The sequence below is a fragment of the Jatrophihabitans endophyticus genome (genome assembly GCF_900129455.1).
Classification (GTDB): Bacteria; Actinomycetota; Actinomycetes; order Mycobacteriales; family Jatrophihabitantaceae; genus Jatrophihabitans; species Jatrophihabitans endophyticus.
Genome location: NZ_FQVU01000006.1, coordinates 91,357 through 112,641 on the forward strand (window position 1 = coordinate 91,357; position 21,285 = coordinate 112,641).

The window sequence follows — 21,285 nt, forward strand, 5'->3', positions numbered from 1 at the left end:
TCGACGGAACGTCTAGGGACGGGGGCGCCGGTGAGGGCGCGCCGGGCCGCACCGGTCAGGAACGTCCGCGGAACAGGTCGATCAGCTCCTGCTGGTCGCGCGCGCCGAGCTTGCGGGCGGCCGCGGCGACGTGGGTGCGCACCGTGCTCTGGCTCACGAACAGCGCGCGGGCGATCGCGGGCACCCGGTCGCCGGCGACCAGGCGGTCGACCACGTCCAGCTCGCGCGGGGTGAGATCGGCGTATCCCGCGACCGGGGGCCGGGTGTTCGTGCCGCGCGGTGCGCCCGCGAGCCGGTCGACACCGGATCCGCCCACGAGGCCGCCCAGGTCGAGCGCGGCCTGCGCGTCGGACACCGCGCTGTCGACCGGGACGAAGACGAACGCGCAGCCCGGCGCCGGCTGCAACGGCAGGGCGGTGAAGCGGCAGGGCACGGCCTCGGCGGAGCCGGCCGCACCGGCACCGTGGTGGATGGCCCCGACGGTCGCGGTCGCCACGGTGCCGGTCAGCGCGGCGTCGGATATCGCGCGCATCAGCACCGGCCGGTCGGGTTCGGCGACGAGGGTCAGCAGCGTCGTGCCGACGATGTCGGCGACCGGCACGCCGAACAGCGACACCGCGGACGCGCTGAGCTGGGCGACGTCGTACGCGCCGTCGGCGGTCCCGTACACCGGCTGCGTCGGGCCCTGCCGGCCGGCGAGAGCGGGGGACGAGCCCGGGCCGGCGGCCGGGCGCAGCTGGCGGATCGAGAGCTGTACCCAGCTGCGCGGCGGCTGGCCCGCGAAGCACCGGACCGACAGCGCGACGTCGACCGGCCCTCGTCCGGTGCGCATCCGGGTGGAGCGCGTGTCGTAGCCGGTGATGCGTCCGGCGAGGAACAAGGCACGTGCCTCGTGCGGCACGCGGTCGATCATGAACTCGAACACGTCATGGTCGACCACCGCACCCCCGTTCCCGCACAGGAACGCCACGGCGCGTCTGCTGGCGACGAGGATGTGGCGCGTCGCCGTCTCGACGACGACCACGACGGATTCGCTCGCGGCCACCCGGCGGGCGGCGGCCGCGAGCTCGCCGCCGGGTGGGAAGCGGGTCGAGATCAGGACCGAGCCGTTTATGGGCTCGCTCATCGTCCTGGCTGCTCTCGCCGTGGTTCGGCCATGGCGGGATCGTGACCCAAACGCCTGTGGCGCACACCACGCTTGCGCCGGGACGCGTCGTGGTACGTCAATCGCCGGACAACGGCCTCGCCGACTGGACAGTGCGGGTCGCCCCCGGGCCGGGTCGCGTCAGTCGGCGGGGCCGCGGCGACGCAGCTTGTCGACCTCGGCCATGGCCTCGCGCAGCTCGGCGAGCCAGTCGTCGGCGTGCTCGCCGACCAGTTTCACGCACCAGGCGAGTGCGTCGGAGCGGGAGCGGGCGACACCGGCGTCGACGAGCGTGTCGAGGACGCGGCGCTCGTCGTGGCGCAGCCGGGTCATGACCGGCACGGCGAGGTGGGAGAACATCACCTGGGTGTCGCCGATGCCGGCCCCCCACGCGACCTTGCGGCCGTAGCGCTGTTCGGCCTCCTGGGCGATCCGGACGCGTGCGTCGCGGGTGTCCTCGCGGAAGCGGCCGATGCGGCCCTGCGCCGCGGCCGTGCTGGCGCCGCCGGCGTCGTCCTCGGGCACCGGCAGCTCGCCGACCACGACGATCTCCTCGCGGTCGACCGTGACCCGGGGGGTACCGGTGAACCAGTCGTCGGGCAACCGGCCGGCGAGCCACTCGGGCGCGTCCTCGGCCGACGGCAGGTCCGCCTGCTGCCAGCCGCCGCCGCGGGGCCCGCGCTCGCCGCGCCCGCGTCCGCCGTGCTCGCCGCGCCCGCCGTGCTCGGGGCCGCCGCGCATGCCGCCGTGGCGGAACCGTCGCTCGGCGAAGGGGTGATCCGCTCCGTACATGTCCAACCTCCTGCGTAATGGTGATTACAACATTACACAGAAGTGGGGACGTGCGCCGTCGCCCGACACGGACGGGTGGCGGGTGAGTGCGGGCGGGCGTGCGTCAGGCGAAGACGGCGAACCAGATCGCGACGTAGTGGCACAGGGCCGCGACGAGCGTGCAGAGGTGGAAGACCTCGTGGAAGCCGAAGACGCCGGGCCAGGGGTTCGGTCGCTTCAGCGCGTACACGACGCCGCCCACGGTGTAGACGACGCCACCGGCGGCGATGAGGACGAAGGCGGCGACGCCGGAGTTGTGCAACAGATCGGGGAAGACGAAGGCCGCGACCCAGCCGAGCGCGATGTAGCACGGCGCGGACAGCCAGCGCGGCGACGACGGCCAGACGAGCTGCAGCGAGACGCCGAGCGCGGCCCCGGCCCAGACCGCGATCAGCACCGCGACCATCGCCCCCTCGGGCAGGGTGAGCGCAGCGATCGGCGTGTAGGTGCCGGCGATGAACACGAAGATCATCGAGTGGTCGAGGCGCTTCATCACCCGCTGGGCGGTCGGGCTCCACGACAGCCGGTGATAGAGGGCGGACGTCCCGAACAGCATGGTGACCGTCGCGCAGTAGACGGCCGTGACGAGGGCAGCGACGCCGCCGCGCAGCGACGCCGCCGTGGCGACGAGCGCCGCGCCGCTCGCGAGCGAGACGAGCGCGGCGTAGGCGTGCAGCCAGCCGCGCAGGCGCGGTTTCAGCTCGGCGACCGCATGGGCGATCGCCGCAACGGGTCCGGAGGCGCCAGGCTCGACGGTCGTCATCGTCCGGAGGTTACCTGGCCGTAGGTTGGACTTCGCTGTGCGAGCGAGACGGTTCGGCCGGGCGCGTCGGGGCGATAGGTTGGACGCCGTGGGAGTGCGCGACGCGGTCTACGCCGTGTACGAACGACGCCTCCGCTCGCATCTGGACGGGCTGCCCGTCCCGCGGCACGTCGCGATCATGGTCGACGGCAACCGGCGCTGGGCGCGTGCCGCCGGCTTCGACGACGTCAGCCACGGTCACGTCGCCGGCGCGCAGCACATCACCAACCTGCTGCAGTGGTGCAGTGAGGCCGGCGTCGCCCACGTGACGATCTGGCTGCTGTCCACCGACAACCTGCGCCGACCCGCCGAGGAGCTCGAACCGCTGCTGCAGATCATCGGCGGGGTGGCCGACGAGCTGGCCGCACCGAGCACGCCGTGGCGGGTCAAGGCGGTCGGGGCGCTCGACCTGCTGCCCGGCGCGATGGCCGAGCGGCTCAAGCGCGCCGAGGAGGCCACGGCCACCCGTGACGGCCTGACCGTCAACATCGCCGTCGGCTACGGCGGGCGGCGCGAGATCGCCGACGCCGTCCGCTCGCTGCTGCAGGAGCACGCGGCCAAGGGCGGCACCCTCGAGGAGCTGGCCGAGATCATCGACGTTGACCACATCGCCGAGCACCTGTACACGAAGGGCCAGCCCGACCCCGACCTGGTGATCCGGACGTCCGGCGAGCAGCGTCTCGGCGGGTTCCTGCTCTGGCAGTCGGTCCATTCCGAGTTCTACTTCTGCGACGCGCTGTGGCCCGACTTCCGGCGCATCGACTTCTACCGCGCGCTGCGCGACTACGGCACCCGGCAGCGTCGGTTCGGCAAGTGACGGCGTTCGGGCCGCTGGTCGACGCGGCATGGCTGGCCACGCACCTCGAGGACGTGCGGACGGTGGACGTGCGCTGGTACCTGCGGCCGTCGGACGGGCGCACCGGTCGCGACGCCTACGACGCCGGGCACCTGCCCGGCGCCGTCCACCTCGACGTCGACACCGATCTCTCGGCCCCCGCCACGCGGGAGGCGGGCCGTCACCCGCTGCCGACGCCCGAGCACTTCGCCGCCGCCCTGGCGCGCGTCGGCATCGCCGCGGGCACACCGGTCGTCGCGTACGACGACGTGGGCGGGTCGACGGCGGCGCGGCTGTGGTGGCTGCTGCACGTGCTGGGTGAGCCGGTCGCGGTGCTCGACGGTGGTCTGGACGCCTGGCTCGCGACGGCCGGGGAGCTCGTCACCGACGTGGCCCATCACCCCGTGGTCGAGCGCGCTCCGCGGCCGTGGCCCGCGGAGCGGTTCGTCGTCGCCGACGAGCTGCCCGACTCCGGCGCGACGGTCTACGACGCCCGCACCGCGCAGCGCTACGCGCACGGCGATCCGGTGGTCGACCCGCGCGCCGGGCACGTCCCCGGCGCCCGCAGCGCGCCGTGGCAGGACAACCTCGGCCCCGACGGCCGGTTCCGCCCCGCCGCCGACCTCGCCGAGCGTTACCCGGCCGGTCCCGCTGTCGCCTATTGCGGCTCGGGTGTCACGGCCTGCCACGACCTGCTGGCGCTCACCCTCGCCGGGCGCGCCGACATCGCGCTCTACCCGGGCTCGTGGTCGCAGTGGGGCGCCGACCCGACCCGCCCCGCCGAGACCGACTGACCCGATCGTGGACCGACATGCCGGTGGAGCGAGCAGGTGGGTCCACGATCCGGTGTTAACCGAGCCGTAACCGGGGCCTGGGCGCGCCTTCGCGTCCGCCGCCGGTGGTCGACGTACGTTGCGCTGCAGTGACCGGGACCACCCCGGTCGCCGGCGGAGGTCCCACCAGTGCCGAGATCCGAACGGATCCACGAGGGGGCCGGTTCGCCCCGCTCGCGGTCCCTCGGTCGGCGGGCAGGGACGAACCGTCACCCCAGCAGCGCTGCGGGCGCGTGTGCGCCCGGGTGCCGACCTCTCGTCAGGAGCGTCTCGTGACTGCTGTCCAGCCCGACTCCGGCCTGCGCACCTTCGTCCTCGACACCTCGGTCCTGCTCTCCGACCCCGGCGCATTGGGGCGTTTCGCCGAGCACGACGTGGTCCTGCCGCTGGTCGTCATCAGCGAGCTCGAGGGCAAGCGGCACCACCCGGAACTCGGCTGGTTCGCCCGGCAGACGCTGCGGGTGCTCGACGAGCTGCGCATCACGCACGGCCGGCTCGACGCGCCGGTGCCGATCGGCGATGCCGGCGGGACGCTGCACGTCGAGCTGAACCACTCCGACCTCTCGACGTTGCCCGCGGGCTTCCGCGTCGACAGCAACGACTCGCGCATCCTGGCCGTCTCGTTGAACCTCGCCGCCGAGGGCCGCAACGTCACCCTCGTCACCAAGGACATGCCGCTGCGCGTCAAGGCGGCGTCGGTGGGCCTGGACAGCGACGAGTACCGGCTGCACCCGGTCGCCGACGCGACCGGCTACACCGGCATCCGGGAGCTCGACGTCTCCGCGGCGGCCGTCGACGAGCTCTACGACGGCGAGCCGATCGAGCTCGCCGGCTCCGTCGACTTCGCCGAGGTCGCCGACGAGCCGTGCCACTCCGGCCTGGTGCTGCACTCGGCAAAGGGCTCCGCGCTCGCGCGGATCACGCCGGACAAGCACGTCCGGCTCGTCCGCGGCGACCGCGAGGCGTTCGGGCTGCGTGGCCGCTCGGCCGAGCAGCGCATCGCGCTGGACCTGCTGCTCGACCCGGAGGTCGGCATCGTGTCCCTCGGCGGCCGCGCGGGCACCGGCAAGTCCGCGCTCGCACTGTGCGCCGGCCTCGAGTCGGTGCTGGAGCGGCGCGCGCACAAGCGGGTCGTGGTGTTCCGGCCGCTCTACGCCGTCGGGGGGCAGGACCTCGGTTACCTGCCGGGCTCGGAGAACGAGAAGATGGCGCCCTGGGCGCAGGCGGTGTTCGACACGCTCGGCGCGCTCGTCTCCGGGGACGTGATGGACGAGGTCATGGACCGCGGCATGCTCGAGGTGCTGCCGCTCACGCACATCCGGGGGCGGTCGCTGCACGACTCGTTCGTCATCGTCGACGAGGCGCAGTCGCTGGAGCGCAACGTGCTGCTGACGGTGCTCTCGCGCATCGGGGCGGGGTCGCGAGTCGTCCTCACCCACGACGTCGCCCAGCGCGACAACCTGCGCGTCGGGCGTCACGACGGTGTCGCCGCGGTGATCGAGGCGCTGCGCGGTCACCCGCTCTTCGCGCACGTCACCCTGACCCGTTCGGAGCGGTCGCCCATCGCCGCGCTCGTCACCGAGATGCTGGAGGACCTGCCGCTCTGACCCGTTCGTCCCGGTCGCCGGGGGCGGAGCGGGGATCAGCGGAAGGGGACGTCGATCAGGTGCGTCCACGGACCGCCGTCGTAGCGCCACAGCGACCAGCCGAGCGCCGCGACGGGGAAGGGCGCGAACGCGGCCTGCAGCTCGGCGACGGTGCGACGGGCGGTCGCCGGGTCGACCTTGTTCTGCACGGTGACGTGGGCGCGGAACGGCTGCCGGTCCTGGCGGGTCAGGTGGGGCCACCACGCGCGCTGCAGGGTCGCGTGCCGCCGGGTCAGCTCGTCGGAGTGCAGAACGTACGCCGCGCCCCGCCCCAGCGAACGCACGCCGGTCACCGCGACGTCGAACGGGGGACCGGTGACGTCGTGCAGGTCCGTCTCGACGTCGTCGCGGAGCTCGCCGGGTACGGCGTGGAACAGCGTGACGTGTGCGCCCACCTGTGTTCGTCCCGCCGGGAACCAGCGGGCGCGTTCGCGCTCGAAGCGCTGCTGCGTCTCGTCGTCGAGCCGCACCGTGACGACGAGCGATCTCACTGATGGCCCTCTTCCCCTCTCGGCGGCAGGTGCAGCATGTTGCAGGAACCATTCTGACCCGTTGCCTGCGACGGGAGCGGCGGGCAGTCTCGGGGCAGCGGCGTCGCGAGTGGCGTCCGGTCGGGTCGAGGGGGCTTCGTGGCCGATCCATCGTGCGTCAGCAGCGTCGCGCAGCAGCATGTGCTCGACGCGACCGTCGAGCTGCTGGCGGTGCGGCGCGGTGCCCTGGCCGAGCTCGAGCGCGGTACCGAGTCCGACGACGTGCACCTGGTGACCGGGTCGGCTCGGCTCAACGCCTGGATGATGGGCACCGCCCGGGGGTGGCGGCACCTGTTGTCGACTCGGCCGTTCACCTCGGCGGATCATCTGGCGCTCAGCCTTCCCAACAACCGGCTGTGCGTCGGGCGTGGTCTGGAGATGGTCAGCGTCTTCGACCATCGCGGCACCGACGCGGCAGCGCGCACGATGCTGGCGGCCGAGGGGGCGCCGTACCTCTACTCGCAGGCGCCGATCCAGATGCGCCTGGTCGATCAACGCGAGGTCTACCTGCACGGGCCGACGCGCAACGGTGAGGAGTCCATCCTCCGGCTGCGCGGCCGGCCGGCGGTGGACGCCGCCCGCGTCTACTGGGACGCCGTGCGCAGCCGTGCCCGGCCGTGTCGTGGAAAGCCGGCCGAGCCGGAGCTGACCGAGCGGCAACGGCTCGTGCTCGATCTGCTGCGCCACGACCTGGCCGACGAGCGCATCGCCGCCAGGCTCGACCTCAGTGTGCGCACCGTCCGCGCCACCATTGCCGCCGCCATGGTCGCTCTCGACGTCCGCTCGCGTTTCTCGGCCGGTTACGCCTACGCACTGTTGGAATCGGAGAAGGGATCAGTCGAATGAGGACACGTGCCATGGGAGTCCTGCTCGCCGGCAGCCTGGCGGTCGGTATCGGCGTGCAGGCGCCGGCCGCCTCGGCGGCCGACTTCTGCGCCAGCCGTATCAGCGGCTCCACGTACTACCAGCACAACTTCAGCTACGGCGGGTCGGTCGCCGCCACCATCTGCGCCCCGGGCGGGGCCGGCAACGCCTACCTCTACGCCAGGGGCAAGTACGCCGACGTCTCGAAGTACATGAAGCTGTCCATCCAGACCGGCTCGTCGACCGTCTCGGTCGACGGCGACTACTACTCCTACGTGTACCGCTCACAGCCGGCGGGCAACCACACCTATCACGCGATCATGTACGACGGGAACGGCCACAAGATCGTCGACGGGTACGCGAGCGACTTCGACTAGCGCCGGTTCCATCGCGAATCGCTGCCCGACTCTGTGCGACGCCATCCATTCCTCGACAGCGGAAGCAGGTCATCGTGAAAATATCTCGATTGATAGGAATCGCGGCAGCGGGCTTCACCGCGATGATCGTGGCGGCGAACCCGGCGCTGGCCGACACGTACGAGTACCAGATCGCGGTACAGGGTGACTACTGGGCGCACGAGGACGCGTACTCCGGGAACTTCTACGGCGAAGCCGTCTACGAGCGTGGCGGCGACGAGATCTACGTCAAGGACACGGAGAAGGACAACATGCGCGTCGCGGCGTTCTGGTCGATTCCCTCGATCGGCCGCACCGGGCTGTGCGTAAACACCGGCGGCGAGCAGTCCCTGCGCGAGTGCAACAAGTCCTTCCCGGAGGGCAAGACCATCTACATCAGGTTCGCCGGGCGGTGCGACGGCAGCCACAGCGCCTGCAACAAGCTGAGCCAGTACACCGACGGCGCGGCGACCGACAGTTCGAAGACGTGATGGCGCGTCGCGATCATGCCCGGGCCGCGGGCGACGTGTACCGCGGCGTTGCGCGTCGCCGCGCGACCGGCGGCGTGGCGGCCGTGGCAGCCGTCGGGACGGTGCTGGTGATCACGGCCCCGTCCGCCTTGGCGGCGAGCGGCAAGGCCTACACCTCGGACACCGGTCACATCGCCGGGCACACGACCTTCGACGACCGGATCGATGTCTACACCGTCTACGACGACGACAAGGATTCCGTCGGCGTCGTCGGATGGATCCAGGTCCAGCAGGCCAACGGGGGCTGGGCGACCTACGAGCATGTGTACGTCGGAACGGGCGAGGGCACCAGCCGCTCCGCCTACCATGACATCACCCGCGAGAGCTCCCCGGTCAGGATCTGGGCATGCCGGCAGAACGGGGCCTCCGGCACTCCCTTCAGCTGCGGCACCGCGGTCGTCGCCGGGTAGGCCGCCACGGCGACTGCGGTGATGGCGCACGTCGTGGGCGGGGCAGGATCGGGGAATGGCTGACACCGCGATCTTCGACGTCGACGGCACGCTGGTCGACACCAACTACCAGCACGCCCTGGCGTGGCAGCGGGCGTTCCGTCGCTACGACGTCTCCCGACCCCTCTGGCGCATCCACCGCGCGATCGGCATGGGCGGCGACAACCTCGTCCCCGACGTCGCCGGCCAGGACGTGGAGCAGGAGCACGGGGACGACCTGCGCGACGCCTGGGTCGAGGAGTTCGACCGATTGCTCGGCGACATCGAGCCGTTCGAGGGCGCGCACGAGCTGCTGCAGGAGGTCAAGGACCGCGGTTTCAAGCTGGTGCTCGCGAGTTCGGGCAAGGCCAAGCACGTCGACGTGTTCCTCGACCTCGTCGACGGCAAGTCGCTCGCCGACGCGTGGACCACGTCCGAGGACGCCGAGACGAGCAAGCCCGAGCCTGATCTCGTCTCCACGGCGCTCGCCAAGGTCGAGGGTGCGGCCGGCATCATGATCGGCGACTCGACCTGGGACGTCGTCGCCGCGAGCAAGCTCAAGATCCCTACCATCGCCGTACGCAGCGGCGGCTACTCCGTCGGCGAGCTCCACGAGGCGGGCGCGGTCCAGGTGTTCCAGTCGCTCGTCGAGTTCCGCGCCGCCATCGAGGGCACGCCGCTGGCCCGCGCGACGTCGTGACGCGCGGCTCTCGACCGAGCCGTCAGCGAGCGCGCCGGTCGACGGCGCGTTCCCAGAACGCGACGGTGGTGGCCACGCCGTCGTCTCGGCGGATCGGACGCGACTCACCGGTCGGCGCGTAGCCGAGCGCGGACCAGAACGGCTCGGCGGTGACGGCATTGGTGGCGACGATGCTGAGGCGTACCCGTGCGATCTCGTCCCAGCTGCGCAGACACATCACCAGGTCGTCGTGGAACGTGCGGGCGACGCCGCGTCGGCGGTGGTTCGGGTGAACGACCAGCAGGCCGAGGTACGCCACGTCGGCGGCCGGGTAGCCGCGAACGACGTCGGCGAACGCCACGAGCTCGCTGTCGTGCCACGACCCGAACGCGAACTTGTCGATCGGCGACACCCCGTCGGGTCGACCGTCGAGCACGGCGACGGCGTCACCCGGGCGGGGCGGTCGACCCAGTGCGTCCCGGGTGTAGTCCGCGGCGGCGTCGAGCAGCGCTTGCAACGCGCCGGTCTCGTCCCGGGTCACGGGTCGCAGCCCTCGTCGTCGCATCCGCGAAGAGTAGGTCCCGTTGACGCCGGGCTGCCCGCGGACTACGAAGGGCGCGAACCCTACGACGACGGACGGAGTCGCTGATGCGGGTCATTCGGGTGACGGCCGATCTCGCGGTGCCCGACCTGGACGAGGCCACCGCCTTCTACGCCGACTTCCTCGGCCTCGACCGCGAGGACCTCGGACTGGACTGGGTCACGAGATTCGTCGTGCCCTCGTCGGGCGAGCACGTCCAGCTGCTGACGCGAGACGCGACCGGCCCGCAGAACCCGCTGCTCACCGTGAAGGTCGACGACGTGGACGAGGCCTATGCCGCCGCCCGACGCCACGGCTACGAGATCGTCCACCCGCTGACGACCGAGGCGTGGGGGATCCGTCGCTTCTTCGTCCGGGCGCCCGGTGGCGTGGTGCTGAACATCGCCCAGCACCACGACCCGAACGAGTGAGCTCGGGGCACCGTCCGGCCGCGCTGTCGCCGACGTGCGCGCCGCCGACCGTGGCACGCTTCAGTTGATGATCTCGGCGTGCTCGCTCGACAGCAGAGCCGTGAGTCGTTCCCGCCACGTCTGCAGCTGTTCGGGCGTCAACCGCGGCCAGTCGGCGGTCTCGTCGACGATCCGCAATGGCGCGCTGCTGCGGTAGGACCGGGTGGGGTTGCCGGGGAACTTCTTGTCGGTCACGTTCGGGTCGTTCTCGTACGGACCCGTCGGCGTGACGACATAGACCCGCGGGACCGCGTCGCGCGGCGCGAGCTCGGCCGCGATCTCGGCGGCGAGGCCGGCACCGCTGAGCAGGGCGGTGAAGTAGACGTGGTTCATCACGATCTCGGGACGGTAGTTCGACGCGCGGCCCGCGGTGAGCAGGTCACCCGTGCCCAGCTGCGCGATCGTGCCGTGGAAGAACGGCCCCTCGTCGAGCGGTGCGGTCACCCTGTATCCCTCCGTACGGCTGATCGGACGCGCCACTCTGGCGCAGCCCCCGGGTCTTGCCGCAAGCCCCGTCCCGCGCCCTATCCTGGTGGTGGCGGTCGCAGGCCGTTGCTCACGATGTCCAGCAGGCGGTGCGCGCGGGCACGGTGATCGGGCAGTGGCGCAACGGTGAAGACGCCGATGAGGCTCGCCGCGACGTCCTCGGCGGTGACGTCCACACCGAACTCGCCCGTCGTGCGGCCCGCCCGCAGGATCCGCTCGACCGCCGAGTGGAGTTCGGTCCGCGTCCGGTCGTGGGCGATCTCGCCGGACTCGATCATGGTCAACAGGGTGTCGAGCATCCCGTTCTTGGTCGCGATCCAGTCCCCGAACAGGTCCATCCAGCGACGCAGCGCCGCGCTGGGGGACAGCTCGGCCAGCAGCTCGTCGGCGCCGCTGGTCAGGCGGACGACCTGGTCGCGGTACACCGCGTCGACGAGCGACTCGCGCGTGGGGAAGTGCCGGTAGAGCGTGCCGATACCGACGCCGGCCTCGCGTGCGATCGCGCGCATCGAGGGCTCCCGGTCGGCGGTGCCGAACACCCGTGTCGCCACGGCGAGCACCTGGTCACGGTTGCGGGCTGCGTCCGCGCGCAACGCGGGCGCCGACGACTCGGGCAAACGGATCACGCTCCACTTAGGTGGTACGGTCGAAGAACAACCGGAGCATAGTCCGCTTAGTGCTCCGGTCCGCAGCCGTCGAAGGGACGATCCCCCATGCCCGACTCGTCAGGAACCCCGACACCGGCCACCGGAAGGACGGTGCAGTTCGAGTCGTTCGGGGGTCCGGACGCCCTGCGCCTGAACGACGTCCCCGCCCCGCAGGCCGTCGCCGAGCAGCTGCGCGTGAGGGTCACCGCGGCCGGGCTGAATCCGATGGACTGGTTCATGACCTCGGACGCGGAGACCGCGACGCGCTTCGGGTTGAGCCTGCCCTGCGGCTTCGGCACCGACTACGCCGGCGTCGTGGATCAGGTCGGTCCGGGCGTGACCGACTTCGCGGTCGGCGATCGCGTGTTCGGCGGCGCCATGTCCCGCGCCGTCGCCGACTACGTCCTGGTGGAGCAGGCAGGAGCCATCGCGACGGCCGGGGACGTGCACCGCACCCCCGACGGCCTGGACGACCGGACCGCCGCCGTGCTGACCATCGCGGGGTGCACGGCGTCCGCCGCCCTGGCCGTCGTCGGGGCGGGGCCGGATGACACGGTGCTCGTCGGTGGTGCCGGCGGCGGTGTCGGCGTCTTCGTCGTCCAGCTCGCGCGCCTCGCCGGGGCGCGGGTGATCGGCACCGGATCGGCGTCCTCGGCGGACGTGTTGCGGGCGTTGGGAGCCGAACCGGTCGCCTACGGCGAGGGCATGCCGGATCGCGTTCGCGCCGTGGCGCCCCAGGGCGTCACCGCGGCGATCGACCTCTTCGGCGCCGACACCGCGCTGGCGGCTCGGCAGTTGGGCGTCCGGGACGAGCGCATCACGACCATCGCCGGGAGGATCGACGGGATCACGCCGGCCAACGGCGCCGACGCCGCCCCCGGTGCGCTCGACCGGATCGCTCGGCTGGTCGCCGCGGGCCGGCTCCGCGTGCCCATCGCCGCCACCTTCCCGGTCGAGCGGATCCGGGAGGCGGTCGAGCTGCAGGCCGCCCGGCACGTGCACGGCAAGGTCGTCATCGACCTCGCCGGCGAGTAGGCCCGGTACCGGCCGGCCGCGTGACGATCAGCCGGGTGGTCGGCTGCGCTGCGGGTAGACGGTGTCGCCGCGTTCGAGCATGGCGACGAACTGCTCGATGCGCCGGCGACGCGTGTCGGCCCGCTTGGCGGTCTCGATGCGGTACAGGACGGCGTAACGGTTCTGACCGGTGAGGGTCTCGAACAGCTGCCGTGCGGCAGGATTCGCGGCGAGCGCCGCCTCGAGGTCGGGCGGCACGGTGATGGTGGCCGCGCCGGCGTAGGCGGCCGCCCAGCGGCCGTCGTCCTTGGCCCGCTCGATCGCGGCCAGGCCGGCCGGGTGCATGCGCCCCTGCGCGATCAGCTCCTCGGCGATGGTGGTGTTGCGCTTCGACCACCCACTGCGCGCGGTGCGCGGCGTGAACCGCTGCCGGTAGCTGCGCTCGTCGCCGCCGCGGACCTGCCCGTCTATCCAGCCGTGGCACAGCGCCTCTTCCAGCGCCTGACCGTAGGTGAGGCTGGTGGGCCCGGTCGCGCCCTTCTTGCCGAGCGTCAGCCACACGCCGCCGTGCTCACCGTGGTGCTCGTGCAGCCACGCTCGCCACGCCGCGGCGTCGGCGACGGTCAGGGGCGGTAGCTCGCTTCCCATTCCGCAACCTTGCCCGTACGCGATGACGTCCCACAAGCGGGCCCGTGCGTCACTGCGGTGACCCGTCGACATCGAGCAGGACGTTGCGGCCGCGCCCTACTCGCGCCGCCGAGGTCCGCGCCGGCCGCCGTCGCTCATCGCTCGGGCTCCGGGCCCAGCAGGTCCCACCGGTTCCCGGCGATGTCGCGGAACACCACGACGTCGCCGTACGGTTCGTGCCGCGGCTCGCTGACGAACTCGACGCCCGCTCGACGCAGGCGTGCGTAGCTGTCCGCGAAGTCCTCGACGCGCAGGAAGAACCCGACACGGCCGGCGAACTGCTCGCCGACGGCGCGGGCCTGCCGGTCGCCGTCGGCCCGGGCGAGCAGCAGCGCAGTCCGCGAGCCGGGAGGCCGGACGACGACCCAGCGCTTCGCCCGTCCGTCGTTCGTCAGCGCCGGCGAGTCCTCGACGAGGTCGAAGCCGAGGACGTCGACGAAGAAGTCGATGGCCCGGTCGTAGTCCTCGACGATCAGGGCGACCTGCTCGAGCTGCATCCCGGGACTATAGAGACGCTCGGCCCAGCCGGGTCGCGTTCGGCGATCGTCGCGACTCGGGGCCGGCGTGCGGCAGCGGCCTTCGTCGGACTGCGCGGCGCGCCGTGGCGGTGCGGACGGTTCGACCGATCGTGACCCCGCCGCTGGCCAGCGTGACCAAGGCGATGCCGCCGAGCTGAGTCCGTGACGGCGTCTGGACGAGCAGGACGAAGCCGGCCAGCGCGGCGACGGCGGGGTTGAGGCTGGTGAGCACGCCGAAGACCGCCGTGGGCAGCCGCCGTAGCGCGAGGAGGTCCAGGCTGTAGGGAATGGCGCTGGACAGGACGCCCACGGCGAGACCGACGGCGAGGGCCTGGGGTTGCAGCAGGTCGGCGCCCGCGGTGGCGGCGCCGACGGGAAGCATCACCACCGCACCGGCTGCGCACCCCACCGCCAGGCCCGCCGGGCCGGTGCCGCTGCGGCCGAGTCGCCCACTCAGCACGATGTAGCCGGCCCAGCAGCATGCGGTCGACAACGCGAACCCGACGCCGAGCAGATCGCCGCCGCGCGGATCGCCGCCGGGCAGGACGCCGGCGAGCAGGGCGACCCCGACCGCCGCCGGGAGCGCCCAGACCCGCGTCGTCCACGACCGGGCGGTCACGATGGCGACGCCGAGCGGACCGAGGAACTCGAGCGTGACGACGGTTGCCAGCGGCAGCCGTTCGATCGCGAGGTAGAGCGTGGTGTGCATGCCGGCGAAGACGGCACCGAAGACGAACGCCGCCTCGAGGTCGGCGCGGGTGCGTACGCGTCGCCACGGCCGGGTGAGCGTGACCAGCACCAGGGACGCGGCCGTGAGCCGCAGGGCGACGGCGCCGAGCGCGCCGATGCGGTCGAACAGCGAGGCGGCGACGGCGGCGCCGAACTGCACCGACAACACGCTGACGACGGCGAGGGCGGACCCCGTCGCCGTGTCTCGCGATCCTGGGCCGGCCATGCCGTCACGGTAGGAGCGCCATGCCGTCGTGGGGAAATACCCGTCGCAGGGCATCTATGCTCCTCGGTCATGGATCCGAACCCCCTCGAGCTCCGTCACCTGCGGGCATTGGTGGCAGTGACCGAGGAGGGGACGTTCACCGCTGCCGCCGCCCGTCTCGGCATCTCGCAGCCGGCGCTCTCACGGACCGTCGTCGCGCTCGAGGCCTTGCTGGAAGGGCAGTTGGTGACGCGCACGACTCGTTCCGTGGCGCTGACCGATGTCGGCGTGCGCACCTACCGGGCTGCGGTGGCCGCGCTCGCCGCCGTCGACGACGTGGCGGCGGCCGCCGGCCGCCAACCGCGCCCGCTGCGGCTCGGTTATGCGTGGTCGGCGCTCGGCCGACACACCGGCGAGGTGATGCGTCGGTGGCGCAGCGACTACCCGCAGGTTCCGCTCGAGGTCCATCGCGTCGATCACGCGGACGGCGGGCTGGACCGCGGCATCGCCGACGTCGCGGTGGTCCGTGGCGAGTTCGAACGATCCGACCGCGTCACCCAGTTGCTCTTTCGGGAGCCCCGGATGGCGGTCCTGCCCGTCGGCCACCGGTTGGCCGCGCAGGAATCGATCCTGCTCGGCGAGCTGCGCGACGAGACCGTCGTGATCACCCACTACGGCATCACCCGGCTCGACCTCTGGCCGCCTAGCGAGCGGCCGCGTGTCGCGCTGACCGTCGACAACACCGACGACTGGCTCACCGAGATCGCCGGCGGACTCGGCATCGGCGTGACGGGGGAGTCGACGGCGTCCCAGCACGCGCACCCCGGTGTGACCTTCGTGCCGATCGACGATGCCGAGCGGCTCGCCGTGCACCTTGCCTGGCCCGTACGGCCCACCCACCCCGCCACCGCCGAGTTCGCCGAGCTGGTGACCCGGGTGGTCACCAGCCGCTGACCCCGCGGGAGACGGCCGCCGCCTGCGGACCCGACGGACCGGTCACAGCGCGTCGGCCCTGGGCCGTCACGGGTCGTCAGGTGTCGCGGAGCCCGACGAGTCTCGGGACGAAGTGGGCGGCCCCCGCGTGCCCCACGGCATAGTGGCGTTCCACCCGCGGCCGATGTGGAGTCACATGAACGACGACGGACCCGTCCCCATCGAGCTGGTCGCGCTCGACCAGCCCTACGAAGGCGTCATCGCCGCACGCCGTGCCGGTGAACCGGGCTTCTCCCACGTCCAGGACGTCGCGGACGCGATCATGGCCGCCCTCTCGCGCGGCTGTGACCTCGTCGTGCCCGCAGCGCTCTTCGCCGAGATACGCCAAGACCTCCCGCCAGATCTTCCGGACTACATCAAGATCCGCTGACCAGCGCCTGCCGAGCGACCCGGCCGGGCTTGACGGCGTGCGGGGTCATCGGACATCGGGTGCGAGCATCGGAAATGTTTTGCGTGAAGTACTGGCAGCGTCAGTTTGCGGTCCACTCGCCATGCGTCAACATCGGTTGACGTCGACCGCTGGCGGGCTCTAGTTTGTCAACAGATGTTGACGAACGGTGGACGGCAGATGAGTCAGGACTTGGCGGCGCTCATGACCACTTTCATGGATGACGATGACCCGCAGGCCGCACTGCGCTGCGCGGCCGACCTGCGTCGCGTGATGGAACGACGTGAAGCAGTGGTGGTCCGCCGGGCGCGCGTGTCGGGGCTCGCGTGGGCGGAGATCGCTGCATGTCTGGGCGTGTCGAAGCAGGCTGTCCATCGTAAGTACGCCGGCTCGCGCCTGGCGGGTGGCCACTCGTGACGGGCTGGCGGCGGTGGGCCCTCAGAGGTGGTGCCGGAGCCGGGCCGATCTTCTTGATCATCTCGACGGTCGACGGGGCGACCCGCGACGGGTACAGCGCGCGACGGCACCCCGTGAGCTCGTTGGTGCTCGGAACCCGCAAGAGCGTGCAGACTGCGAATTTCGCCGTGACCGGCACTCTCTGTCTGGCCGGTGCGGCAGGGCTTCGCCATTCCGCGCGAAGGCCGAACGCAGTCAGTCTGGTAGCGATCACGGCGGCGTCGGCGGGGATCTTCCTTGCGTCCCTGTTCGCGACCGACCCGGTCAACGGATATCCGCCCGGCACTCGGATGCCGGTCGATCAGCGCCCCAAGTCCGGAATAGCCCACGACGCCGTGTCGATCCCCACGTTCCTCGGGCTCCCGGTCGCAGCCGCATCGCACTCGATGGCGAGCGCGCGACAAGGCAACGGAGCCTGGGCGGTGGGTAGCGGCGTCGTGAGCGTGACCATGCTCGCGAGTCTCGCGGCAGCGACAGCCGGATTCAGTGGATCGCAGCGGTGGTCCGCGTCCGCTGGTTACTGGCAGCGCCTCTGCGTCGCCGATGGCCTGCTGTGGCTCGGTGCTGTCATGGCTCGCGCTCTGCGCCCGACCTAGCGGCGCCCTGCGAGCACGCGACCCAGCGGGGTGTGCGTCAATCGCAAATCGAACACGTGAGCTAGCCTCGACACATGTCGCGTGTTACCGCTCCCGCGCCCCCGGCCATCGCCGGGGGCGCGTCGTGATCCTGCACGCCGATCTCGACTCCTTCTACGCGTCGGTCGAGCAGCGCGACGAGCCGTCGCTGCGGGGCCGGCCGGTGGTGGTCGGGGGCGGGGTGGTGCTGGCCGCGAGCTACGAGGCCAAGGCGTTCGGTGTGCGGTCGGCCATGGGCGGGCGGCAGGCCCGGCTGCTGTGCCCGCACGCGATCGTCGTGCGGCCGCGCTTCGAGTGCTACGTCGAGGCGAGCCGGCAGGTGTTCGCCATCTTCCGCGACGTCACGCCGCTCGTGGAGGGCATCTCGGTCGACGAGGCGTTCCTCGACGTGGGCGGCCTCGGGCAGGTGTCGGGCACTCCGGTGGAGATCGCGGTGGGGCTGCGGGAGCGGGTGCGCGACGAGGTCGGCCTGGCCATCACCGTCGGCATCGCCCGCACCAAGTTCCTGGCGAAGGTGGCGAGCGGCGTCGCCAAGCCCGACGGGCTGCGCCTCGTCCCCGCCGACGGCGAGCTGGCGTTCCTGCATCCGCTGCCGGTGCAGAAGCTGTGGGGGGTCGGCGCCGTGACCACCGCCAAGCTGCACGACCGCGGGCTGTTCACCGTCGGCGAGGTCGCCGCGCTGCCGCTCGACGTGCTCGTGGCCATGCTGGGTGCGGGTTCCGGGCGGCACCTGCACGCGCTCGCCCACAACCGTGACCCGCGCCCGGTCGTCGTCGGCCGCCGCCGTCGCAGCATCGGTGCGCAGCACGCGCTCGGCTCGCGCCGCCGGCTGTCCCTCGACGAGATCGACAAGACCCTGGTGGGGCTCGTCGACAAGACCTGCCGCCGGCTGCGCAAGGCCCGGCGGGTGTGCCGCACGATGGTGTTACGGCTGCGCTTCGAGGACTTCACCCGCATCACGCGCTCGCACACCACGCTGCGCGCGACCTGGGAGACCGCGCCGCTGCTGGCCACGGCGCGCACGCTGCTGGCCGCGGTGGAGCCACTCGTCCACGAACGCGGCTGCACGCTGATCGGCGTGTCGCTGACCAACCTCGACGATGCCGACGAACGGCAGCTCGAGCTGCCGTTCGCGGCGAAGGACACCAGCGCGCTGGATCCGGTCCTCGACACCCTGCACGAGAGGTTCGGCCGGGACTCCGTGCGTCGCGCCGCCCTGCTGGGGCGTTCCGCGGGCCCCGACATGCCGATGCTCGAGCAGGACTGATGTCGCTCGGGCTCACAGCGGACGACGACCCGGTGAGAGACCGACGTTCCGTGGCGGTAACGGCGTCGTCTCACACCGACAACCGGCGGCCACGAGGCTGTGCGCCAGCAGCCCAGCGGTGCAGCCCTCGCCGCGGCCGACCCAGGAGGACCGACGATGACGACGACGGCGCCGCGCCCGACCGCCCCGGTCGAGAAAGCCGCGAACCCGCGGTGGATCACCGACTGGCACCCCGAAGACCCGCGCTTCTGGGAGACGACCGGCAAGCGGGTCGCGAGGCGCAACCTGATCTTCTCCATCCTCGGCGAGCACGTCGGCTTCTCGATCTGGAGCCTGTGGTCGGTGCTGGTGCTGTTCCTGACGCCCGAGTACGGCTTCAGCACCGACCCCAAGCACGCGGCGGCCGAGAAGTTCCTGCTGACGACGCTGCCGACCGCACTCGGCGCCGTCGTGCGGTTGCCCTACACCTTCGCGGTCGCGAAGTTCGGGGGACGCAACTGGACGGTCGTCAGCGCGTCACTGCTGCTCGTCCCCACCGTGGTCGCGGCGTTCGTCGTGACCCCGGGGGTGTCCTACGGCACGCTGCTGCTCGTCGCCGCGCTGGCCGGCGTCGGCGGCGGCAACTTCGCGTCGTCCATGGCCAACATCAACTCCTTCTACCCGCAGCGGCTGAAGGGAACAGCGCTGGGCCTCAACGCCGGCGGCGGCAACATCGGCGTCGCCGCGATCCAGATCGTCGGCCTGCTCGTGCTCGCGACGGCCGGCAAGGAGCACCCGCGCGTGATGCTCGCCATCTACATCCCGCTCATCGTGCTGGCCGCGCTGGGAGCCGCGCTGTTCATGGACAACATCGCCCACGTGCGCAACGAGAAGCGCGCGATGCGTGACGCGACGAAGCAAGCCCACACCTGGATCGTGTCCGTGCTCTACATCGGCACGTTCGGCTCGTTCATCGGATTCGGGTTCGCCTTCGGCCAGGTGCTGCAGAACCAGTTCGGCTCGCACTTCCTGACCGACGGCAAGATCGACGCCGTCAAGGTCGCGTACCTGACGTTCCTCGGCCCGCTCGTGGGATCGCTGATCCGGCCGGTCGGTGGCTGGCTCGCCGACCGGGTGGGCGGTGCCCGGACCACGTTCTGGAACTTCGTGCTGATGGCGATCGCCGCCGCGGTGGTCTTCGTGGCTTCGCAGCAGGATTCGCTCGGACTGTTCTTCGTCGGCTTCGTCACGCTGTTCGTCTTCAGTGGGGTCGGGAACGGTTCGACGTACAAGATGATCCCCGCCATTTTTCGCACGAAAGCGCAAAAAGACGTCGCGGACGGAGGGGACGCGGCGGCCGCGGAGCACGAGTCGCGTCGCCTGGCCAACGCCGTGATCGGCATCGCCGGCGCCGTCGGGGCGTTCGGCGGAGTGCTCGTCAACATCGCGTTCCGGCAGTCGTTCCTGAGCTCGGGAACCGGCGACGGCGCCTACCTCGCGTTCATCGGCTACTACGTCGTGTGCGCGGTCGTCACCTGGGTGGTGTACCTGCGGGTGTCGCAGCACCGGCTCGAGGGGGTCTGAGCCGTCGCGCCGTCGTGGCCGCGAGCACCGGCGGTCCGGCGGCGAGCAGCGCGACGGCGACGCAGGCGGCGGTCGTGGCGGCGCCCTGCCGAGCCGCGAGCACGAGCGCGACGGCCGCGGCCGCGCAACCCGCGCGCGCGACGGTCAGCGTCCGGGCCGTGCGCGAGGTCGCGGCGCAGTAGCCCAGCGCCACGATCGCGACCAGGAGGAACACCGCGGCGGGCGACCGCGCGACCAGGGTGGTCGTCGTGGAGCCGGGCAGGTACTGGTCCCCGACGCAGTACGGCCCGCTGCTGTAGTTGCAGTCGCCGTACAGAGTGGTGCCCGGCAGGACGTCCACCCGCCAGGTCAACCGCATGGGGACGAGGCACAGCACGGCCGCGCCCGCGAGGCGGACGGCCGTCGACGGCGCCCGCAGCAGCGGCGTCACCAGGCCGGCGGGTTGCGGGGCGGCTCACCGACGGTAGGCCGCGGCGGCGCGCCCGCCGACACCGGACGACCCGGGGCGCGCCAGACGGCGGCCAGCCCGGCGGCGACCCCGACGGTGACGGCCAGGCTCGTGTTGCTGCCGGCGTCCGGGAAGGTGAACAGCACCCAGAACAGCAGCAGCGCGCCCGCGCCGAACGCGCCCACCCGCCACGCGCGCTCGCGGGTCAGCCCGAGCGACGGTCCGGCCGCGGGGACGAGCGTGAGCACCGCGCCGAGGATCGCGATCGCGCCCCAGGCGTGCACCGACTCCCACGCCGTCTTGTCGTTCTCGGGCACCGAGAGCCCGACGATCACCGCGACGAGGCCGACGAGACCGAGCAGCCACACCGCGCCGGCAGCCGACGGGGCACCGCCGGCGTGCGCCTCCGGCGGCCGGCCCGGGCCCCACGGCGCGGCCGGTCCACCGGGGCCGCCCTGCCCACCGGGACCGCCCTGCCCACCGGGACCGCCCTGCCCACCGGGACCGCCCTGCCCGCGGTGCCCGCCGGGGCCACCGGCCGGTGCCGGGGGGCCGTTGGGCGGCGGCCCGCCGTACGGCCCGGGCGCGGTGTAACCCTGCTGCCGGGTGGGCGGGTTGCCCTGCGGATTCCACTGTGCGGGCCGGCCCGGACCCGGAGGCGGCATCGTCATGGCGGCAGCCT

The 21,285-nt window shown here is 72.2% G+C and carries 28 protein-coding genes; 16 read left to right on the plus strand and 12 right to left on the minus strand.

Translation table 11 applies throughout. The features are described 5' to 3' along the window. Positions 1–55: 55 nt before the first annotated feature. From BUE29_RS19080 to trhA, 3 genes are all read right to left on the minus strand, one after another. The gene (locus BUE29_RS19080) at positions 56–1,126 is read right to left on the minus strand and encodes a helix-turn-helix transcriptional regulator (RefSeq protein WP_073392050.1); all 1,071 of its coding nucleotides are present in this window, start codon (positions 1,124–1,126) and stop codon (positions 56–58) included. Between the two features lie 159 nt (positions 1,127–1,285). Further along, complete coding sequence (locus tag BUE29_RS19085) at positions 1,286–1,885, minus strand: hypothetical protein (protein ID WP_073392198.1); 600 nt, start codon at positions 1,883–1,885, stop codon at positions 1,286–1,288. A gap of 154 nt (positions 1,886–2,039) precedes the next feature. Then, positions 2,040–2,738, minus strand: a complete 699-nt coding sequence (gene trhA, locus BUE29_RS19090; RefSeq protein ID WP_073392051.1) for a PAQR family membrane homeostasis protein TrhA — start codon at positions 2,736–2,738, stop codon at positions 2,040–2,042. A gap of 88 nt (positions 2,739–2,826) precedes the next feature. On the opposite strand from trhA, the gene BUE29_RS19095 reads away from it, so the two are divergent. The 3 genes from BUE29_RS19095 to BUE29_RS19105 all read left to right on the plus strand — a co-directional run bounded on the left by BUE29_RS19095 (position 2,827) and on the right by BUE29_RS19105 (position 6,052). Next, the gene (locus BUE29_RS19095; RefSeq protein WP_073392052.1) at positions 2,827–3,594 is read left to right on the plus strand and encodes an isoprenyl transferase; all 768 of its coding nucleotides are present in this window, start codon (positions 2,827–2,829) and stop codon (positions 3,592–3,594) included. Continuing rightward, positions 3,591–4,406: a sulfurtransferase gene (locus BUE29_RS19100; protein ID WP_073392053.1), complete on the plus strand. Its 816-nt coding sequence runs from the start codon at positions 3,591–3,593 to the stop codon at positions 4,404–4,406. Before BUE29_RS19095 ends, BUE29_RS19100 begins: the two co-directional genes overlap by 4 nt. A 311-nt stretch (positions 4,407–4,717) precedes the next feature. After that, positions 4,718–6,052 carry an RNA 5'-3' helicase PhoH2 gene (locus BUE29_RS19105; protein WP_234971524.1) on the plus strand — a complete coding sequence of 445 codons (1,335 nt, stop codon included), beginning with the start codon at positions 4,718–4,720 and terminating at the stop codon, positions 6,050–6,052. Between the two features lie 35 nt (positions 6,053–6,087). Here BUE29_RS19105 and BUE29_RS19110 read toward each other — a convergent pair whose 3' ends face one another. Then, positions 6,088–6,582 carry a 2'-5' RNA ligase family protein gene (locus BUE29_RS19110; protein WP_073392055.1) on the minus strand — a complete coding sequence of 165 codons (495 nt, stop codon included), beginning with the start codon at positions 6,580–6,582 and terminating at the stop codon, positions 6,088–6,090. A 138-nt stretch (positions 6,583–6,720) separates the two neighbouring features. Here BUE29_RS19110 and BUE29_RS19115 point away from each other — a divergent pair, with 138 nt between their 5' ends. From BUE29_RS19115 to BUE29_RS19135, 5 genes are all read left to right on the plus strand, one after another. After that, a complete protein-coding gene (locus BUE29_RS19115; protein WP_200800319.1) occupies positions 6,721–7,467 on the plus strand; it encodes a helix-turn-helix transcriptional regulator in 747 nt (248 codons plus the stop codon). Between the two features lie 11 nt (positions 7,468–7,478). After that, positions 7,479–7,862 (plus strand): hypothetical protein, encoded by a 384-nt coding sequence (locus BUE29_RS19120; protein ID WP_073392057.1) that lies wholly within the window; start codon positions 7,479–7,481, stop codon positions 7,860–7,862. Between the two features lie 89 nt (positions 7,863–7,951). Beyond that, positions 7,952–8,371, plus strand: coding sequence for a hypothetical protein (locus BUE29_RS19125; RefSeq protein WP_143168265.1), 420 nt, complete (start codon positions 7,952–7,954; stop codon positions 8,369–8,371). Positions 8,372–8,454: 83 nt separating this feature from the next. Continuing rightward, positions 8,455–8,820: a hypothetical protein gene (locus tag BUE29_RS19130; RefSeq protein WP_143168266.1), complete on the plus strand. Its 366-nt coding sequence runs from the start codon at positions 8,455–8,457 to the stop codon at positions 8,818–8,820. A gap of 55 nt (positions 8,821–8,875) precedes the next feature. Next, complete coding sequence (locus BUE29_RS19135; RefSeq protein ID WP_073392060.1) at positions 8,876–9,538, plus strand: HAD family hydrolase; 663 nt, start codon at positions 8,876–8,878, stop codon at positions 9,536–9,538. A 22-nt stretch (positions 9,539–9,560) separates the two neighbouring features. Here the strand turns inward: BUE29_RS19135 and BUE29_RS19140 are convergent, their stop codons facing one another. Beyond that, positions 9,561–10,058: a GNAT family N-acetyltransferase gene (locus BUE29_RS19140; protein ID WP_073392061.1), complete on the minus strand. Its 498-nt coding sequence runs from the start codon at positions 10,056–10,058 to the stop codon at positions 9,561–9,563. Between the two features lie 107 nt (positions 10,059–10,165). Between BUE29_RS19140 and BUE29_RS19145 the strand changes: the two genes are divergently transcribed. Further along, positions 10,166–10,528: a VOC family protein gene (locus BUE29_RS19145; protein WP_073392062.1), complete on the plus strand. Its 363-nt coding sequence runs from the start codon at positions 10,166–10,168 to the stop codon at positions 10,526–10,528. Between the two features lie 60 nt (positions 10,529–10,588). Here BUE29_RS19145 and arr read toward each other — a convergent pair whose 3' ends face one another. After that, positions 10,589–11,011 (minus strand): NAD(+)--rifampin ADP-ribosyltransferase, encoded by a 423-nt coding sequence (gene arr, locus BUE29_RS19150; protein WP_073392063.1) that lies wholly within the window; start codon positions 11,009–11,011, stop codon positions 10,589–10,591. An 80-nt stretch (positions 11,012–11,091) separates the two neighbouring features. Further along, the gene (locus BUE29_RS19155; protein WP_073392199.1) at positions 11,092–11,670 is read right to left on the minus strand and encodes a TetR/AcrR family transcriptional regulator; all 579 of its coding nucleotides are present in this window, start codon (positions 11,668–11,670) and stop codon (positions 11,092–11,094) included. 96 nt (positions 11,671–11,766) lie between these two features. On the opposite strand from BUE29_RS19155, the gene BUE29_RS19160 reads away from it, so the two are divergent. Further along, positions 11,767–12,735: an NADP-dependent oxidoreductase gene (locus BUE29_RS19160; RefSeq protein WP_073392064.1), complete on the plus strand. Its 969-nt coding sequence runs from the start codon at positions 11,767–11,769 to the stop codon at positions 12,733–12,735. Positions 12,736–12,762: 27 nt separating this feature from the next. On the opposite strand, the gene BUE29_RS19165 is transcribed toward BUE29_RS19160, so the two are convergent. From BUE29_RS19165 to BUE29_RS19175, 3 genes are all read right to left on the minus strand, one after another. Next, positions 12,763–13,362, minus strand: a complete 600-nt coding sequence (locus tag BUE29_RS19165) for a YdeI/OmpD-associated family protein (protein ID WP_073392065.1) — start codon at positions 13,360–13,362, stop codon at positions 12,763–12,765. 134 nt (positions 13,363–13,496) lie between these two features. Further along, positions 13,497–13,898, minus strand: coding sequence for a VOC family protein (locus tag BUE29_RS19170; protein ID WP_073392066.1), 402 nt, complete (start codon positions 13,896–13,898; stop codon positions 13,497–13,499). Positions 13,899–13,905: 7 nt separating this feature from the next. After that, positions 13,906–14,874, minus strand: coding sequence for an EamA family transporter (locus tag BUE29_RS19175; RefSeq protein ID WP_073392067.1), 969 nt, complete (start codon positions 14,872–14,874; stop codon positions 13,906–13,908). Positions 14,875–14,943: 69 nt separating this feature from the next. On the opposite strand from BUE29_RS19175, the gene BUE29_RS19180 reads away from it, so the two are divergent. The 6 genes from BUE29_RS19180 to BUE29_RS19205 all read left to right on the plus strand — a co-directional run bounded on the left by BUE29_RS19180 (position 14,944) and on the right by BUE29_RS19205 (position 20,155). After that, positions 14,944–15,807: a LysR family transcriptional regulator gene (locus BUE29_RS19180; RefSeq protein ID WP_073392068.1), complete on the plus strand. Its 864-nt coding sequence runs from the start codon at positions 14,944–14,946 to the stop codon at positions 15,805–15,807. 175 nt (positions 15,808–15,982) lie between these two features. Continuing rightward, a complete protein-coding gene (locus tag BUE29_RS19185; RefSeq protein ID WP_143168267.1) occupies positions 15,983–16,216 on the plus strand; it encodes a hypothetical protein in 234 nt (77 codons plus the stop codon). A 174-nt stretch (positions 16,217–16,390) separates the two neighbouring features. Continuing rightward, entirely contained in the window at positions 16,391–16,651 is a 261-nt protein-coding gene (locus tag BUE29_RS19190) for an ECF-type sigma factor (protein ID WP_143168268.1), read from the plus strand. After that, a complete protein-coding gene (locus tag BUE29_RS23685) occupies positions 16,648–17,286 on the plus strand; it encodes a DUF998 domain-containing protein (RefSeq protein WP_073392070.1) in 639 nt (212 codons plus the stop codon). The genes BUE29_RS19190 and BUE29_RS23685 overlap by 4 nt, the downstream gene beginning before the upstream one ends. A gap of 124 nt (positions 17,287–17,410) precedes the next feature. After that, the gene (gene dinB, locus BUE29_RS19200) at positions 17,411–18,592 is read left to right on the plus strand and encodes a DNA polymerase IV (RefSeq protein ID WP_073392071.1); all 1,182 of its coding nucleotides are present in this window, start codon (positions 17,411–17,413) and stop codon (positions 18,590–18,592) included. A gap of 156 nt (positions 18,593–18,748) precedes the next feature. Continuing rightward, entirely contained in the window at positions 18,749–20,155 is a 1,407-nt protein-coding gene (locus BUE29_RS19205; RefSeq protein WP_073392072.1) for a nitrate/nitrite transporter, read from the plus strand. On the opposite strand, the gene BUE29_RS19210 is transcribed toward BUE29_RS19205, so the two are convergent. Together BUE29_RS19210 and BUE29_RS22220 are read right to left on the minus strand one after the other, a co-directional pair. Further along, the gene (locus BUE29_RS19210) at positions 20,103–20,585 is read right to left on the minus strand and encodes a hypothetical protein (protein WP_073392073.1); all 483 of its coding nucleotides are present in this window, start codon (positions 20,583–20,585) and stop codon (positions 20,103–20,105) included. The genes BUE29_RS19205 and BUE29_RS19210 overlap by 53 nt on opposite strands. After that, positions 20,582–21,274, minus strand: coding sequence for a hypothetical protein (locus BUE29_RS22220; RefSeq protein WP_143168269.1), 693 nt, complete (start codon positions 21,272–21,274; stop codon positions 20,582–20,584). The genes BUE29_RS19210 and BUE29_RS22220 overlap by 4 nt, the downstream gene beginning before the upstream one ends. Between the last annotated feature and the right edge of the window lie 11 nt (positions 21,275–21,285).